This is a genomic window from uncultured Sphingomonas sp., from assembly GCF_934560975.1.
Lineage (GTDB): Bacteria > Pseudomonadota > Alphaproteobacteria > Sphingomonadales > Sphingomonadaceae > Sphingomonas_I.
Genome location: NZ_CAKTFO010000013.1, coordinates 23332 through 38943 on the forward strand (window position 1 = coordinate 23332; position 15612 = coordinate 38943).

11 protein-coding genes are annotated in these 15612 nt (G+C 68.1%); 8 read left to right on the top strand and 3 right to left on the bottom strand.

Going from position 1 to position 15612, the window contains the following annotated elements; all coding sequences use genetic code 11:
• Window positions 1-92: 92 nt before the first annotated feature.
• The 7 genes from Q0D93_RS09595 to Q0D93_RS09625 all read left to right on the top strand — a co-directional run bounded on the left by Q0D93_RS09595 (window position 93) and on the right by Q0D93_RS09625 (window position 8834).
• Window positions 93-3680, top strand: a complete 3588-nt coding sequence (locus tag Q0D93_RS09595) for a hydantoinase B/oxoprolinase family protein (RefSeq protein ID WP_294393303.1) — start codon at window positions 93-95, stop codon at window positions 3678-3680.
• Window positions 3680-4339 (top strand): DUF969 domain-containing protein, encoded by a 660-nt coding sequence (locus Q0D93_RS09600; protein WP_294393304.1) that lies wholly within the window; start codon window positions 3680-3682, stop codon window positions 4337-4339. The genes Q0D93_RS09595 and Q0D93_RS09600 overlap by 1 nt, the downstream gene beginning before the upstream one ends.
• On the top strand, window positions 4336-5277 hold the full coding sequence (locus Q0D93_RS09605; protein WP_294393305.1) for a DUF979 domain-containing protein: 942 nt from the start codon (window positions 4336-4338) through the stop codon (window positions 5275-5277). Before Q0D93_RS09600 ends, Q0D93_RS09605 begins: the two co-directional genes overlap by 4 nt.
• Window positions 5274-6275, top strand: a complete 1002-nt coding sequence (locus Q0D93_RS09610; RefSeq protein ID WP_294393307.1) for a DUF2891 domain-containing protein — start codon at window positions 5274-5276, stop codon at window positions 6273-6275. The genes Q0D93_RS09605 and Q0D93_RS09610 overlap by 4 nt, the downstream gene beginning before the upstream one ends.
• 33 nt (window positions 6276-6308) lie before the next feature.
• Window positions 6309-7499, top strand: a complete 1191-nt coding sequence (gene ubiM / locus Q0D93_RS09615) for a 5-demethoxyubiquinol-8 5-hydroxylase UbiM (RefSeq protein ID WP_294393308.1) — start codon at window positions 6309-6311, stop codon at window positions 7497-7499.
• Window positions 7500-7525: 26 nt separating this feature from the next.
• The gene (locus tag Q0D93_RS09620; protein ID WP_294393310.1) at window positions 7526-7966 is read left to right on the top strand and encodes a group II truncated hemoglobin; all 441 of its coding nucleotides are present in this window, start codon (window positions 7526-7528) and stop codon (window positions 7964-7966) included.
• Between the two features lie 88 nt (window positions 7967-8054).
• Window positions 8055-8834, top strand: coding sequence for a sterol desaturase family protein (locus Q0D93_RS09625; protein WP_294393312.1), 780 nt, complete (start codon window positions 8055-8057; stop codon window positions 8832-8834).
• Between the two features lie 10 nt (window positions 8835-8844).
• Here Q0D93_RS09625 and Q0D93_RS09630 read toward each other — a convergent pair whose 3' ends face one another.
• A complete protein-coding gene (locus Q0D93_RS09630; RefSeq protein ID WP_294393315.1) occupies window positions 8845-9318 on the bottom strand; it encodes an Lrp/AsnC family transcriptional regulator in 474 nt (157 codons plus the stop codon).
• Between the two features lie 117 nt (window positions 9319-9435).
• On the opposite strand from Q0D93_RS09630, the gene putA reads away from it, so the two are divergent.
• Window positions 9436-13044 (top strand): bifunctional proline dehydrogenase/L-glutamate gamma-semialdehyde dehydrogenase PutA, encoded by a 3609-nt coding sequence (gene putA, locus Q0D93_RS09635; RefSeq protein WP_294393316.1) that lies wholly within the window; start codon window positions 9436-9438, stop codon window positions 13042-13044.
• A 74-nt stretch (window positions 13045-13118) separates the two neighbouring features.
• On the opposite strand, the gene Q0D93_RS09640 is transcribed toward putA, so the two are convergent.
• Together Q0D93_RS09640 and Q0D93_RS09645 are read right to left on the bottom strand one after the other, a co-directional pair.
• A complete protein-coding gene (locus tag Q0D93_RS09640) occupies window positions 13119-14321 on the bottom strand; it encodes a Xaa-Pro peptidase family protein (RefSeq protein ID WP_294393318.1) in 1203 nt (400 codons plus the stop codon).
• Window positions 14318-15595, bottom strand: coding sequence for an FAD-binding oxidoreductase (locus Q0D93_RS09645; RefSeq protein ID WP_294393319.1), 1278 nt, complete (start codon window positions 15593-15595; stop codon window positions 14318-14320). Before Q0D93_RS09645 ends, Q0D93_RS09640 begins: the two co-directional genes overlap by 4 nt.
• Between the last annotated feature and the right edge of the window lie 17 nt (window positions 15596-15612).

Below are 15612 nucleotides of genomic sequence, written 5' to 3' on the forward strand. Positions count from 1 at the left end.
CGCACTGACCCGCCCGCACCTCTGACCGCCCGATCGACATGGATCATCCCGGAAGCGGTTGACCGGAAGCGCGCGGGCGGGAAGATGGGCCAGTGACTGACAGCTGGCAATTCTGGATCGATCGGGGTGGAACCTTCACGGACGTGGTGGCGCGCCGCCCCGACGGGGCCATCGAAACCGCGAAGTTCCTTTCCGAAAACCCCGAGCAATATGAGGATGCGGCGATTGCCGCCGTTCGCGCGCTGACCGGCTGTCCGGAAGGCGCCTTGCCCCCGGCCGAGTTGCGGATCGGCACGACCATCGCGACCAATGCGCTGCTGGAACGCAAGGGCGAGCCGGTGCTGCTCGCCATCACGCGCGGCTTTGCCGATGCGCTGGTCATCGGCACGCAGGATCGGCCCGACATCTTCGCCCGCCGGATCGAGCGGGCGCCACCGCTCCACTCCGACGTGGTCGAGATCGACGAACGGGTGACGCATGAGGGCGAGGTGCTGTGCCCCCTGGATGAAGCGGCGGCCCGCGACGCGCTGACGGCGGCATATCAACGCGGGCTGCGCGCGATCGCCATCGTCCTGATGCACGGCTATCGCCACCCGGCGCATGAGCGGCAACTCGCGGAAATAGCGGCTGAGGTGGGCTTTGCCCAGATTTCGGTCAGCCATCAGGTGAATGGCCTGATCAAGCTGATCGGTCGCGGCGATACCAGCGTGGTGGACGCCTATCTCTCGCCGGTGCTGCGCGCTTATGTGGATCGGCTGGAGGCGGCGCTGGGCGGGTGCGATGCCCTGTTCATGCAGTCCAACGGCGGATTGACGCTGGGGCGGGCATTCCGGGGCAAGGACGCGATCCTGTCCGGCCCCGCCGGCGGCATCGTCGGCATGGCGGAGACGGCCGCGCAGGCCGGCTTCGATCATGTGATCGGGTTCGACATGGGCGGCACCTCCACCGACGTGTCGCTGTTCGCCGGCCGGTATGAGCGGGACAATGAGGCGGTCGTGGCGGGCGTCCGCATTCGCGCGCCGATGCTGCGCATCCACACGGTCGCGGCCGGCGGGGGATCGATCTGCGGCTTCGACGGCGGGCGGCTGACGGTCGGCCCGGCATCGGCCGGCGCGGTGCCGGGACCGGCCTGCTACCGGCGCGGCGGGCCGCTGACGGTGACCGATTGCAACCTGGTGCTCGGTAAGCTCCAGCCCGAATATTTCCCCGCTTTGTTCGGACCGGATGGCGACGCGCCGCCCGACCGGGACGCGGCGTTCGCGCGGCTGGAGGCGGTGCGGGCGGAGGTTGTGGCGGCCACCGGGCGGCAGGTCACGGCCCAGCAGCTGGCGGAGGGCTTCGTCGCGATTGCCGTCGCCAGCATGGCCAATGCGATCAAGGCGATTTCGGTCGCGCGCGGGCATGACGCAACCCGCTTCACATTGGCCTGCTTCGGTGGTGCGGGCGGGCAACATGCCTGCCTGGTGGCGGATGCGCTGGGGATCGAGCGGGTGATGATCCATCCGCTCGCGGGTGTGCTGTCGGCCTATGGCATGGGCCTCGCCAACCGCAGCGAGGTGCGCGAGCGTACGCTGGCCCTTCCGCTGGATGGTGCCGCCATGGCGGAGGTGGAGGCCGCTGCCGACCGGCTGGATGCTGAGGCCGCCTCGGCGCTGGCGGAGCAAAGCGTGGCGCGAGACACGATCCAGACGCGCGTCCATGTCCACATCCGGCCGCATGGTTCCGAAGGCAGCTTCGAAGTCCCGCTCGGCCCGATCGAGGCGATGCGTACGGCATTCGCGGCCGCGTTCCGCCAGCGGTTCGGCTATGCGGAGGCCGGGCCGCTGGTGCTGGACATGCTGCGCGCCGAAGCGATCGTGCGGACGGAGCCGGCGGTGACGGCGTTTTCCGCCACCATGGAGCAGCCCGGCACGCTGGGATGCAAGCCGATCTATCTGGCCGGCGCGCGGCATGACGTGCCGGTCCATGCGCGAACTGCGCTCGCGCCGGGAACGGTGCTGAACGGGCCGGTCCTGATCACCGATCCCGTGTCGACCATCATCGTGGAGCCGGACTGGTCGGCCGAGATATATCCGGATGGCAGCATCATCCTGTCGCGCAGCGCCGCGCGGGCGGGCGCGTCGATCGGGACGGATTATGATCCCGTCCGGCTGGAGATATTCGCCGGGCTGTTCATGGCGGTTGCGGAGGAGATGGGGGCGGCGTTGCGGCACAGCGCATCGTCGATCAACATCCGCGAGCGGCTGGATTTCTCCTGCGCCTTGTTCGACCGCTCCGGCAACCTGATCGCCAATGCGCCGCACATCCCCGTCCACCTGGGATCGATGGGGGAGAGCATCCGCACCATCCTGGATCGGCGGACGGAGGACGGGCGCGGGATCAGGCGGGGTGACGTCTATGCGTTGAATGCGCCTTACAACGGCGGCACGCATCTGCCTGATATCACGGTGATTCAGCCGGTCTTTGCTTCGCCGGCAAGCGCGGCGGCGGACTTCTTCGTCGCGGCGCGCGGCCACCATGCCGATATCGGCGGGATCAGCCCCGGCTCCATGCCGCCGGGCAGCCGCAGCATCGACGAGGAAGGCATCGTCCTCGACAATATCCTGCTGGTCGAGGACGGTCGCCTGCGCGAGGCGGAGTTGCGCGCGCTGCTGGCAGCGGGCTCTTACCCCGCCCGCAACATCGACCAGAATGTCGCCGACCTGACCGCGCAGATCGCCGCCTGCGCGCGCGGCGCGGACGGGCTGATCGCCGCCGCCGGCGAATATGGGCTGGACGTGGTGGCGGCCTACATGGCGCATGTGCAGGATTATGCCGCCGGCGCGGTGGCGCGCCTGCTGCCCCGTCTGTCGAGCGGCCGATACACGGTGGAGATGGACAGCGGCGCGGTGATCCAGGTAGCGGTGACGGTACATGGCGACGCCGGATCGATCGACTTCGACTTTACGGGCACCAGCGAGCAGCGGGCCGACAATTTCAACGCACCCTTGTCCATCGTGCGCGCGGCCATCCTCTATGTGATGCGCATCCTGGTGGACGAGCCGGTGCCGCTGAACGAGGGCTTCCTCCGCGCGGCGCGGATCACGGTGCCGCTGGGCACGATGCTCAACCCGCGTCCTCCGGCGGCGGTAGTGGCGGGCAATGTGGAGACGAGCCAGGCCGTGACCGATGCGCTGCTCGGCGCGCTGGGCGCCATGGCCGGATCGCAGGGCACCATGAACAACTTTACCTTCGGCAACGAACGCGTCCAATATTATGAGACGATCGCCGGCGGATCCGGGGCGGGGCCGGACTTCAATGGGACGGGTGCGGTGCAGACGCACATGACCAACAGCCGCCTGACCGATCCGGAAGTGCTGGAGGCGCGCTTTCCCGTCTTGCTGGAGGAATTTTCCATCCGCGAAGGCTCGGGCGGATCGGGGCTGCGCCACGGCGGCGCGGGTGCGGTCCGGCGCGTCCGCTTCCGCGAGGCGATGCGCGCCGGCATCCTGTCCAATCGCCGCCGCGTGCCGCCTGCCGGATTGCAGGGCGGCGGGAGCGGTGCCGCCGGAGTGAACCGGATCGAGCGCACGGACGGCACGATCGAGGATCTGCCCGCCACCGCGGCTGTCGAGATGGAGCCGGGCGACCTGTTCGTGATCGAAACGCCAGGCGGCGGCGGGTATGGGGCGGCGCGCTGATGCTGGTCCTGTCCGGCATCGTCGTGATCGTCGCGGGGTTCCTGCTCCGCTTCAATCCTTTGCTGGTGGTGGCGGTGTCGGCGGCGGTGACGGGCGTAGCGGCCGGGCTCCATCCCCTGGCGATCCTGGCCGCGTTCGGCAAGGCGTTCAACGACAGCCGCTACGTTACCGCCATCTACATCGTCCTGCCGGTGATCGGATTGCTGGAACGCCACGGCTTGCAGGAACGCGCGCGCGACCTGATCGGGCGGCTGCGCGGGGCAACCGCCGGGCGGTTGCTGATCGGCTACCTGCTGTTTCGCCAATTGAGCGCCGCATTGGGCCTCCACTCGGTAGCGGGGCATCCCCAAACCGTCCGCCCGCTAGTGGCCCCGATGGCGGAGGCGGCGGCGGACGCGCAGGCACCCGGTCGCGATCCCACCGACCAGCGTGTGTCCGCCATGGCGGCGGCGACCGACAATGTCGGCGTGTTCTTCGGTGAGGACATCTTTATCGCCATCGGATCGATCCTGCTGATGAAGGGCGTGCTGGACGGTTACGGCATTTCGATCGAACCGCTGCATCTGTCGGTGTGGGCGATTCCGACCGCGATCGCCGCATTCCTGATCCACGGCGGGCGGCTGCTGCTGCTCGATCGCCGGCTGCGGGCAGGGCGATGATCGGGGTCGGGGCCATCTATGCCGTTGCGGGGCTGGTGTTCCTGGCCTTTGCGTGGGGGAGCCTGCGCGATCGAGGGCATGGCAAAAGGTGGGGCACGACCGCCTTTTACGGGCTGATCGCGCTGAGCTTCTTCGCGGGCGACCGATTGGGCGACATCGGCAATGGCGTGCTGGTGCTCGCTTTGGTGGCGATTGCGGGGACGGGCGCGATGAGGCGCGGGTCGGCGGAGAGCGCACCGCTGGAGAACCGCCGTCGGGGTGCGGCGCTTCATGGCGACAGGCTGTTCCTGCTGGCGCTGGTCATTCCCGCGACCGCGCTCGGCGGCACCTTGCTGTTCAAGCAAGTGCCCGCTCTGGTCGATCCCAGGCAGGCGACCTTGGTGGCGTTGGCGCTGGGCGTACTGGTGGCGCTGGCGATCGGATGCGTCTGGCTGCGTGCGCACATATCCACCCCTTTCGAGCAAGGCCGCCGGCTGATGGACGGCGTGGGCTGGGCGGCGGCGCTGCCGCAGATGCTGGCCGCGCTGGGCGCCGTGTTCGCGCTGGCGGGCGTGGGAGACGTGGTGGGCGGCCTGATCACCCATGCGATACCGGAGGGAAGCCTGTTCGGTGCGGTGATTGCCTATGCGCTGGGCATGGCCTTCTTCACCATGGTGATGGGCAATGCCTTTGCGGCCTTTCCGGTCATGGCATCCGCGATCGGCATCCCGCTGCTGGTGCGACATTATGGCGGCAATCCCGCCACGATCGCCGCAATCGGGATGCTGGCGGGCTTTTGCGGGACGCTGCTGACGCCGATGGCGGCCAATTTCAACCTCGTGCCCGCCGCTTTGCTGGAGCTGCGCGACCGCAACGCCGTGATCCGGCAGCAGATCGGCACCGCCGTGCCGCTGCTGGGGATCAACATCCTCCTCATCTATTTCCTGGGGTTCCGATGAGCCGATTGACGCCGGACATGGCCGGCAGCTTCGCCCGCCTGACGCTGAGCCATCTGGAGCGGCAATGGCCTTACAAACTGGACCATATCATGGCCGGGCCGGAGGATGTGGCCGCGCCGATCGATCTGCACCCGATCTTTCACGGCAGTTTCGATTGGCATAGCTGCGTTCACGGCTGGTGGCAGGTGATGCGGCTGCGGCGGCTGTTCCCCGATCTGCCGGAAGCGGCGGAGGTGGCGCGCCGGGCCGACCGCATGTTGGTGCCGGACAAGGTGGCCGGGGAGCTGGCCTATCTGCAACGGCCGCTGAGCGGCGGGTTCGAGCGTCCCTATGGCTGGGCATGGCTGCTGGCGCTGCACGACGAGCTTGGCCGACACGGCGAGGGCTGGGGTGAGACGCTGGGGCCGTTGGCGCGCGCCTTCGCCCGCCGCTTCACCGATTATCTGCCGAAGCTGACCTATCCGATACGGGTCGGTACGCACTTCAACACCGCCTTTGCGCTGACGCTGGCGCATGGCTGGGCGAAACGCCATGACCCTGCGCTGGCGGCGTTGATCGAGCAAAGGGCACAGGACTGGTTCGGTCGGGATCGCGACTGCCAGGCGTGGGAGCCGGGTGGGGACGAGTTTCTTTCCTCCACGCTGAGTGAGGCCCTGTTGATGAGCCGCGTCCTCGCCCCGGACCGATTCTTAGAGTGGTTCGACGCGTTCCTGCCGCGATGCGCGGGGCGTGAGCCCGCCACCCTGTTCACGCCCGCGATCGTATCGGATCGCACCGATGGCAAGATCGCGCATCTCGACGGCCTCAACCTGTCGCGGGCGTGGTGCTGGCGGTCCATCGCTGCGGCGCTGCCTGCAAGCCATCCGCTGATCCCGCAGGCACGCGAGGCGGCCGATCGCCACCTCGACGCCAGCCTCGGCCATCTCGACGACAATTACATGGGCAGCCACTGGCTGGCGACATTCGCCTTGCTGGCGCTGGAAAGTGACGGCGATTGATCCGGCGCAAGGCGTGATCGCGCCGACGCCGCGATGATGCGCGCGGAGGTGCCGGTGGATTTCGACGTCATCATCGTGGGTGGAGGGCCGGCAGGCCTTGCCTTTGCCCGTTCGCTGGACGGCTGCGGGCTGCGCCTGGCCGTGGTCGAACGGCAGCCGTTGACCGCACTCGCGGCACCCGCCGACGATGGGCGGGAGATCGCGCTGACACAGCGTTCGATCGGCATCCTCAAGGAATTGGCGGCATGGCGGCACCTGAATGCGGCGGACATGGCGGCATTGCGGGAAGCGCGCGTGCTGAATGGCGGATCCCCATTCGCGCTCTCGTTCGATGCCGGGGGTAGTGACAAGGAGGGCTTGGGCAAGCTGGTGCCCAATCACCGCATCCGGCACAGCCTGTTCAGCGCGGTAGAGGGGCAGAAGGGCCTGACCATTCTGGCCGGCAGCAGCGTGGCATCGCTGCGTACCGATCGGCACTACGCGCGCCTGACCCTGGACGATGGGCGGCCGGTCACCGGCCGGCTGCTGGTGGCGGCGGATACGCGCATGTCGCACGTCCGCGATCAGCTTGGCATCAGGGCGGAGATGAACCGGCTCGGGCGATCGATGATGGTCGTGCGGGTGGCGCATGACGGCGACCATCACGGCATCGCCACCGAGTGGTTCGACCATGGGCAGACGATCGCGCTGCTGCCGCTGCGGGAGCGGTGCTCCTCCTTCGTGCTGACTTTGCCCTCCGCCGAAATGGAGGCGCTCGCCGCGATGGAGGCTGGGGCGCTGGGGCGTGCGATCACCCGTCGCTGCGCCCGTCGATTGGGTGAGATGCGGGTGCTGGATCGGGCGCACGTCTACCCCTTGACCACGACCTATGCGTGCCACTTCGCGGCGACGCGGGCCGCCCTGATCGGCGATGCGGCGGTCGGCATGCATCCGGTGACCGCGCATGGTTTCAACCTGGGGTTGCTGGGGCAGGCGACACTGGCCAGGCTGATCCGCGACGCCGTGGAACGGGGAGGGGATATTGCCTCTGCGTCGCTGCTCCGTCGCTACGAAGCGGCACATCGCCTGGCGACCCGCCCGCTTTACACCGCGACGAACCTGATTGTCGGCCTCTATACGGATGAACGGCCGGCGGCCTGGGTGGCGCGGCACATGACGCTGCGCGCGGGCGCGCGCCTTCCGTTCGTCCGCCGCACCGTCAGCAGGCTGCTGATGCAACATTGACCGAGGCCGTGATGAAAGACGCCACCATGACCGACCCCGCCGTGCCGCAATTGTCCGAGCCGAGCCTGTACGAGCAAGCGGGCGGCAGCGCCGGCGTGCAGGCGATCGTGAACCGCTTCTACGACCTGATGGAGCATCGGCCGGAATATGCCGAATTGCGCGCCATGCACGGCGAAGACCTGCTGCCGATGCGGGTATCGCTGGCGGAGTTTCTGGGTGCATGGCTGGGCGGCCCGCGCACCTGGTTCGAATCCCGTCCGGGGGCGTGCATCATGTCGGCGCATGGGGCCATGAACGTGTCGCGCACGACGGCGGCGCAATGGGTTCATGCGATGAGCCGGGCGATGGCGGAGTGCCGGGTAGAGCCGGCGCTGGGGCAGCAGATGCAGCAGGCCTTCCTCCGCATGGCCAACGGCATGATCATCCGTAGCGAAACCGCCGCTTCCGTGGAGCAAACACAAGAGTGAAGCCGGCGGCGGTTTGACGGATGTCAAACCCACGGGTCACCGCGTCCGCTACCCGCCTGGCAACACGGGCGATGCGAGGCGAAGTCATATGGTACGGACGGACGCGGCGGGCACCTCTTTCTGGCGGCGCTCGCATTATCTTGATCGCATGACGCTGCGCGGATTGTTCGCCGCCTATTTTCAGCATCATGCCATCGCATCCTATCTGGTGCTGATCGTGGCGTCCGTCGCGCTCTTCATCCGGCATCCGGCGGCGCCGCTGCCGACGATCGCCAGCATCGTGCTGGTGGCGTTCGCCTATCCCTTGTTCTGGTATGTGCTGCATCGATGGGTGCTGCACTGCCACTGGATGTTCAAGGTGCGGCCGCTGGCGGGCGTGTGGAAGCGGATCCACTATGACCACCATGTCGATCCCAACCATCTGGAGGTGCTGTTCGGCGCGCTCTACACCACGCTGCCGACCCTGTTGGTGGTGTCGGCGCTGCCCGGCTACCTGATCGGCGGAGCGGGGGGTGCCGCGGCCGGTTTCGCTACCGGCCTGCTCTGCACCTGCTTGTACGAATTCTTCCACTGCATCCAGCATCTTGCCTACAAGCCGCGCGTGAAGTGGCTCGCCACCATGAAGGTCCGGCACATGGAGCATCACTTCCATGACGAGGATGGCAATTACGGCATCACCAACTTCCTGTGGGACCGGCTGTTCGGAACCCTGTACACCCGCATCAGCCGCCCCCGGAAAAGCCCCACCGTGTTCAACCTGGGCTATACGGAGGAGGTGGCCGCCCGCTACCCCTGGGTGGCGCGCCGCTCGGGCGGGGTCGCGGCGGGGCATCCCCGCCGACGTGCGGGCGACACACGGCGGGTCTGACCCTCGCCTGCTACATCGCGGCGTCGCGGATCGTCTCCATCGCGACGAAGGTGGAGGTGCTGGCAACGTGCGGCAGGCTGGAAATCCGCTCGCCCAGCACTTCGCGATAGCGGCGAATGTCCGAAGTGCGCACCTTCAGGAGATAGTCGAAGCTGCTGGCGAGCATGTGGCACTCTTCCACTTCCGGGATCAGCAAAACGGCGCGGCGGAACGACTCCAGCGCCGCCTCGCGCGTGTCGGACAATTTCACCTCGGTGAAGGCGATATGGTCCAGGCCGAGCTTGCCGGGATCGACCATCGCGCGAAAGCCGTGAATGACGCCGTCGTCAATCAGCCGCTTCATCCGCATCTGGCACGGCGTCTTGGACAGGCCGACGCGTCGCGCCAGTTCGGTCACGGACATGCGGCCATCCTGGCGCAACAGGTCGATGATCTTGCGGTCGAACGGGTCGATCGGACCGGAATGTTCCTGCTTTCGCGCCATATTGTTCGATCCTGCGGCAATCACCAGCCGATATGGCCTGATTCCGCCCTATCAAAAGTCGGATCGCCGGCATGTGCCGTGATAAGCATTCCCCAGCAACCGGGAACCCGTATTACCATGGCGCAGCCGTCCGACCTTCCGCCGCTTTTTGCCGATTTCGCCCCGCCGATCCGTAAACAAGGATCGCTGCGACAAGCCATCACCGCCGCCTATCGCCGCCCGGAGCCGGAGGCGCTGGCGCCCCTGATCGAGCAGGCGAGCCTGTCCGACGACGTCCGCGCCACCGCCGCGCGCACCGCCACCACGTTGATCCAGGCGCTGCGGGCCAAGCACAAGGGCAAGGGTGTGGAGGGGCTGGTGCAGGAATATGCCCTGTCCAGCCAGGAAGGCGTGGCGCTGATGTGCCTGGCCGAAGCCCTGTTGCGCATCCCCGACGACGACACGCGCGATGCCCTGATCCGCGACAAGATTGCGGAGGGCGACTGGAAAGCGCATCTGGGCGGCGGGCGATCCTTGTTCGTCAATGCGGCGACCTGGGGCCTGGTGGTCACCGGCAAACTGGTCGGCAGCGTGGATGACACGGGGCTGGGCGCCGCCCTGACCCGCCTGATCGCGCGCGGTGGGGAGCCGGTGATCCGGCATGGCGTAGCAATGGCGATGCGCCTGATGGGTGAGCAGTTCGTCACGGGCGAGACGATCGAGGAGGCGATCCGCCGCGCCCGCAAGCTGGAGGGCAAGGGCTTCGCCTACAGCTACGACATGCTGGGCGAGGCAGCGACCACCGCCGAGGACGCGGCGCGTTATTATGCCGATTACGAGAATGCCATCCACGCGATCGGCAAGGCATCAGCCGGGCGAGGCATCTATGCGGGGCCGGGCATCTCCATCAAATTGTCGGCGCTGCATCCTCGCTACGCCCGCTCGCAGGCGGAGCGGGTCATGGGCGAACTGCTGCCGCGCGTGAAGGCACTGGCGGCGCTCGCGCGCTCCTATCAGATCGGTCTCAACATCGATGCCGAGGAGGCGGATAGGCTGGAATTGTCGCTCGACCTGCTGGAAAGCCTTGCGCACGATCGGGAGCTGGCGGGATGGAACGGGCTGGGCTTCGTGGTCCAGGCCTATGGCAAGAGATGCCCGTTCGTGATCGACTGGATCATCGATCTGGCCCGCCGCTCCGGTCGCCAGATCATGGTTCGCCTGGTCAAGGGCGCCTATTGGGACGCGGAGATCAAGCGGGCGCAAGTCGACGGGTTGCCCGACTTTCCGGTCTATACGCGCAAGATTCACACCGACGTGGCCTATATCGCGTGTGCGCGAAAGCTGCTGGCGGCGACCGACGCGGTGTTTCCGCAATTCGCGACCCACAATGCGCAGACGCTGGCCACCATCTACGCCATGGCGGGGCCGGACTTCGCGGTGGGCACGTACGAGTTTCAGTGCCTGCACGGCATGGGCGAGCCGCTGTACGAGGAGGTCGTCGGCCCGTCCAAGCTGGACCGGCCCTGCCGCATCTACGCGCCGGTTGGCACACATGAGACGCTGCTCGCTTATCTCGTCCGCCGGCTGCTGGAGAACGGGGCCAATTCGTCCTTCGTCAATCGGATCGCTGACCCGTCCGTGCAGATCGAGGACCTGATCGCCGATCCGGTCGATGCGGTGCGGGCGGGCGCGGTGCCGGGCGACAAGCATCCGCAGATCGACCTGCCGGCGGACTTGTACGGGAAGCGTCGCAACTCCGAGGGGCTGGACCTCAGCAACGAAGACGTGCTGGCGCGGGTCAGTGAGACGATGCGTGCCGGTGCGCATGGCGACTGGACGGCGCCGGTCGGCGGTAGCGAGGGAACGGCCCGGTCGGTGCTGAACCCCGCCGATCATCGCGATCGCGTCGGGACGGTGATGGAGGTATCGCCCGACCAGGCGCGGGCTGCCGCGGCCCGAGCCGCCGCCGCCGCTTCGGCCTGGGCGGTGGTGCCGGTGGCGGAGCGTGCCGCCATGCTGAACCGCGCGGCGGACCTGATGCAGGGGCGTATGGCGGACCTGCTGGGCCTGGTGATGCGCGAAGCCGGCAAGTCGCTGCCCAACGCCATTGCCGAGGTCCGCGAGGCGATCGACTTCCTGCGTTATTATGCGGACCAGGCCTGCTCCACGTTGGGCCGGGGGGAGACGGCGCTGGGTGTGGTGACCTGCATCAGCCCGTGGAACTTCCCGCTCGCCATCTTCGCGGGCCAGGTCGCGGCGGCCTTGGTCGCGGGCAATACGGTGCTGGCCAAGCCGGCGGAGGAAACACCCCTGATCGCCGCACAGGGCGTCGCCCTGCTGCACGAGGCAGGCGTGCCGACGGACGTGCTGCAGCTGTTGCCGGGCGACGGGGCGATCGGTGCGGCGCTGGTAGGGGCGCCGGAAACCGCCGCCGTGATGTTCACCGGATCGACGGAGGTGGCCCGGCTGATCCAGGCCGAACTGGCCAAGCGCGTCTCACCCGCCGGCAAGCCGATCCCGTTCATTGCGGAAACCGGCGGGCAGAATGCGATGATCGTCGATTCCTCGGCGCTGGCGGAACAGGTGGTGGCGGACGTGATCGCCTCCGCGTTCGACAGTGCCGGGCAGCGTTGCTCCGCGCTCCGCATCCTCTGCCTGCAGGAGGATGTGGCGGATCATATCCTCGCCATGCTGAAGGGTGCCCTCAAGGAGCTGCGGATCGGCCGGACGGATCGCCTCAGCACCGACGTCGGCCCCGTGATCACGGCCGAGGCACAGGCGAATATCGACAAGCATGTGGCATGGATGCGGTCGAAGGGGCGCGGTGTCGCACAGATCGAACTCGGTTCCGACGCCGCGCACGGCACCTTCGTTCCGCCCACGATTATCGAACTGGAGAGTATCGCCGACCTTCAGCGCGAAGTGTTCGGGCCGGTGCTGCATGTCGTCCGTTTCAGACGCGCGGGGCTGGACCGGCTGATCGACCAGATCAACGCCACCGGTTATGGCCTTACATTCGGCCTCCACACACGCCTTGACGAGACGATCGCGCATGTCACGCGGCGCGTGGAAGTCGGCAACATCTACGTGAACCGCAACGTCATCGGCGCGGTCGTGGGCGTGCAGCCGTTCGGCGGGCGGGGTCTGTCCGGCACCGGACCCAAGGCAGGCGGGCCGCTTTACCTCGGCCGGCTGGTCGAGGGTGGAACCCCGCTGCCGGACTTGGGAGCTGGCCGGACCGTGGAGCAGGGTCCGGGTCTGAACGGAACCCTGGGCGATGCGGTCAGGGAGGCAGCCGGCCGATCCTTGCTGGGCACCGTGATCGAATTGCCGGGACCGGTGGGGGAGCGCAACGTCTACGCGCTGCACCCGCGCGGCCGCATCCTACTGCTGCCGGACACGCGGGACGGATTGGTCAAGCAGCTTGCGGCCGGTCTGGCCACAGGCAACCAGCTGGTGGTCCATGGCGATGCGGCGTTGCGGGGCGACCTGCCGCCGGACGTGGCGGACCGCGTGCAATGGGCGGAGGATTGGACGCAGGCCGGGCCATTTTCCGGTGCGCTGATCGAAGGCGACGGCGCTCGCGTCCGCCGTCTGCAGCAGGCCATTGCCGAACTGCCCGGCCCGATCGTGCTGACGCAGGTCGGCAGCCCCGATTACCGGCTCGATTGGTTGGTCGAGGAGGTGTCGACCTCCATCAACACCACCGCCGCCGGGGGCAATGCGAGCTTGATGACGCTGGCCTGACAAAGCTGGCCTGACAAAGCCGGCGGGCAGTCGCGGCTTCCTGTCGCCGCGTCTGCCCTGCTTGCTGGACGACCTTAGCCGAACGGGCGATCGATCGACGGCGAGGGCTCCGTGAACCATCGGGGCCCGTCTTCGGTCATGTAGAAATGATCCTCCAGCCGGATGCCGAAGCGGTCGGGAATGACGATCATCGGCTCGTTGGAGAAACACATTCCGGGCGCGAGCGGCGTCCGGTCCCCGCGCACCAGATAGGCCGGTTCGTGGATGGACAGGCCGATGCCGTGGCCGGTTCGATGGGGCAGGCCGGGCAGGCGGTAATCGGGGCCGAGACCCGCTTTCCCCAACACGGCGCGGGCGGCGTGATCGACAGCCTCGCACGGAGCGCCCGGTTGGGCAGCGGCGAAGGCGGCGGCCTGCGCCTCCTTCTCCAAGTCCCAGATGCGGCATTGCTCCACGTCCGCGTTACCGAAGACGTAGGTGCGGGTGATGTCGGAATGATAGCCGTGGATCAGGCAGCCGGTGTCGATCAGCACCATGTCGCCCTCCCGCAAGGCGGCGTCGCCGGGCAGGCCGTGGGGGAAAGCGGTGGCGCGGCCGAACTGGACGATCACGAAGCTGTTGCCGCCCGGCGCACCGATCGCGCGATGCGCCTGGTCGAGAAAGCGCGCCACCTCGCTCGTGCGGATACCGGGACGCAGGATGCGGGCGGCGCGGCGCTGCACCTCCAGCGTCATCGACTTGGCCTGCTGCAGCAAGGCGAGTTCGGCCGCCGACTTGTACATGCGGCAGCCGTCGACCACTAGGCTCGCCTCCACCAGATCCAGCGCCGGTGCCGCCCGACGCAGCCGTTCCACGAACAGGAACGCCATGGCGGGATCGATCGCCAGCCGGCCGATTCCCCGCTCGCGCAGGGCGGCCGCGACCAGCTCGGACGGGCTTTCATCTTCTTCCCACAGGCGCAGGTCGGCCGTTACCGCCAGATCGGCCTCCAGCGTGCCGAGCTCGAAGCGCGGGGCGACGACGATCGGGTCGCCGCTGGCGGTGAGCAGCATCGCCACCAGCCGCTCGCTGGCGCCCCACGGCACGCCGGCAAAGTAGCGGAGCGATGCGCCGGCGCCGATCAGCAGCGCCCCCATGCCATGCTCGGCCATCAACATGCGGGCGCGTGCGATCCGATCGGCACGTTCCCCGGCGGTGATGGCGGGGGCCGGAGTAGCCCAAGGGCGGATGTCCGCCAGTTCAGTCGCGGCGTCCGATCCGCCGATGCCGTGGGTCATGTTGTGCCTCCGAAACGGGAAAGGTCGAATGGTGCCAGGTCGAACGGCGGTTCCCGGCTCTCGACCAAGGCCGCCACTGCGTCGGCGGTGATCGCGGCAAGAGTAAGGCCGAGATGCTGGTGCCCGAAAGCGTAGAGCAGCCGGGGATGGCGCGCGGCGCGGCCGATCGCCGGCAGGTAATCGGGCAGGGTCGGGCGCGCGCCCATCCACTCGCTGCCGGGCAGGGTGAAGGGCAGGCCCAATGCCGCGACATGGCTCCGCAACCGCGCCCATTTGCGCCTGTCCGGCGGGCTTTGGTGACGTCCGAACTCCACGAAGCTTGCCGCGCGCAGGCCGGAGTGGAAGCCGGTGACGATCATTGATCGGTCCTCATAGACGACCGGCGGCATGTCGGCGGGCCAGCTCGTCTCCGCCGACTGGATGTGGTAGCCGCGCTCCGCGATCAGCGGCACGGAATAGCCGAGCGGGCGGAGCAAAGCGTGGCTGGTGGCTCCGCCGGCGACGACCACGATGTCGGCGCTCAGCGCACGGCCGTCCGTCAGCTGGGCGGTGACCTGCGCGGCGCCATGATCCAGCCGATCCACCGTCGCGGTCTCGACCATGCCGCCCGCGCCCACAAAGGCGGTGCGGAGGCGGAGCGCCAATTGACCGAGGTCGGCGATCTGCCCGCTGCCGTCGAAGCGCACCCCACCGGCCAGCGGTGCCGTGCCGAGCGCCTGGAGACCTGCAAGTTCAGCGGCGGTCGCGTCGCGCACGGTAGCGGTGCCGGTCGGCGCGGATTTCCACCGGGCCGCCCCTTCGCGCGCCGTGGCCTCGCTTTCCCACACCACGAAGTGGCCCTCCTCGCGCAGCAGCTCGCGCGCACGGGCATCGTCCAGCACATCGCGCCATGCCGGCATGGCGCGGGCGAGCATGGCGGACAGCGCCTTTTGCCCGGCGGCGAAGCGGCGAGGGTGCGCGGCCGCGATCAGCAATCGGCCGAAAGGCAGCCAGGCGGCAATGTCGCGCCATGGCAGCCCCAGCGCCCCGCCGCGGACGAACAATCGTTTCGGCATGGAGCGGATGGTGGTCCAGGAGGCGAGCGGATCGACCTGCTCCACCGCGATATGTCCGGCATTGCCCCACGAGGCGGGTTTGTCGCCGGCCCGGTCGATCACCGTGGTGGCGATGCCGGCGCGCTGGAGCCGCAGTGCGACGGTCTGGCCCACCACGCCGCAGCCGACTACCAGCGCCGATCCGGGCTTTTGGGGAATGGAGACGTTTTCCGTTGGCATATGAGTTTCTTATACCG

Excerpts from the sequence above, each read along its gene's own strand:
- Q0D93_RS09600 (WP_294393304.1), top strand. The coding sequence starts at position 3,680 with ATGCTGGTCCTGTCCGGCATCGTCGTGATCGTCGCGGGGTTCCTGCTC.
- Q0D93_RS09605 (WP_294393305.1), top strand. The coding sequence starts at position 4,336 with ATGATCGGGGTCGGGGCCATCTATGCCGTTGCGGGGCTGGTGTTCCTG.
- Q0D93_RS09610 (WP_294393307.1), top strand. The coding sequence starts at position 5,274 with ATGAGCCGATTGACGCCGGACATGGCCGGCAGCTTCGCCCGCCTGACG.
- ubiM (WP_294393308.1), top strand. The coding sequence starts at position 6,309 with ATGATGCGCGCGGAGGTGCCGGTGGATTTCGACGTCATCATCGTGGGT.
- Q0D93_RS09620 (WP_294393310.1), top strand. The coding sequence starts at position 7,526 with ATGACCGACCCCGCCGTGCCGCAATTGTCCGAGCCGAGCCTGTACGAG.
- Q0D93_RS09625 (WP_294393312.1), top strand. The coding sequence starts at position 8,055 with ATGGTACGGACGGACGCGGCGGGCACCTCTTTCTGGCGGCGCTCGCAT.
- Q0D93_RS09630 (WP_294393315.1), bottom strand. The coding sequence starts at position 9,318 with ATGGCGCGAAAGCAGGAACATTCCGGTCCGATCGACCCGTTCGACCGC.
- putA (WP_294393316.1), top strand. The coding sequence starts at position 9,436 with ATGGCGCAGCCGTCCGACCTTCCGCCGCTTTTTGCCGATTTCGCCCCG.
- Q0D93_RS09640 (WP_294393318.1), bottom strand. The coding sequence starts at position 14,321 with ATGACCCACGGCATCGGCGGATCGGACGCCGCGACTGAACTGGCGGAC.
- Q0D93_RS09645 (WP_294393319.1), bottom strand. The coding sequence starts at position 15,595 with ATGCCAACGGAAAACGTCTCCATTCCCCAAAAGCCCGGATCGGCGCTG.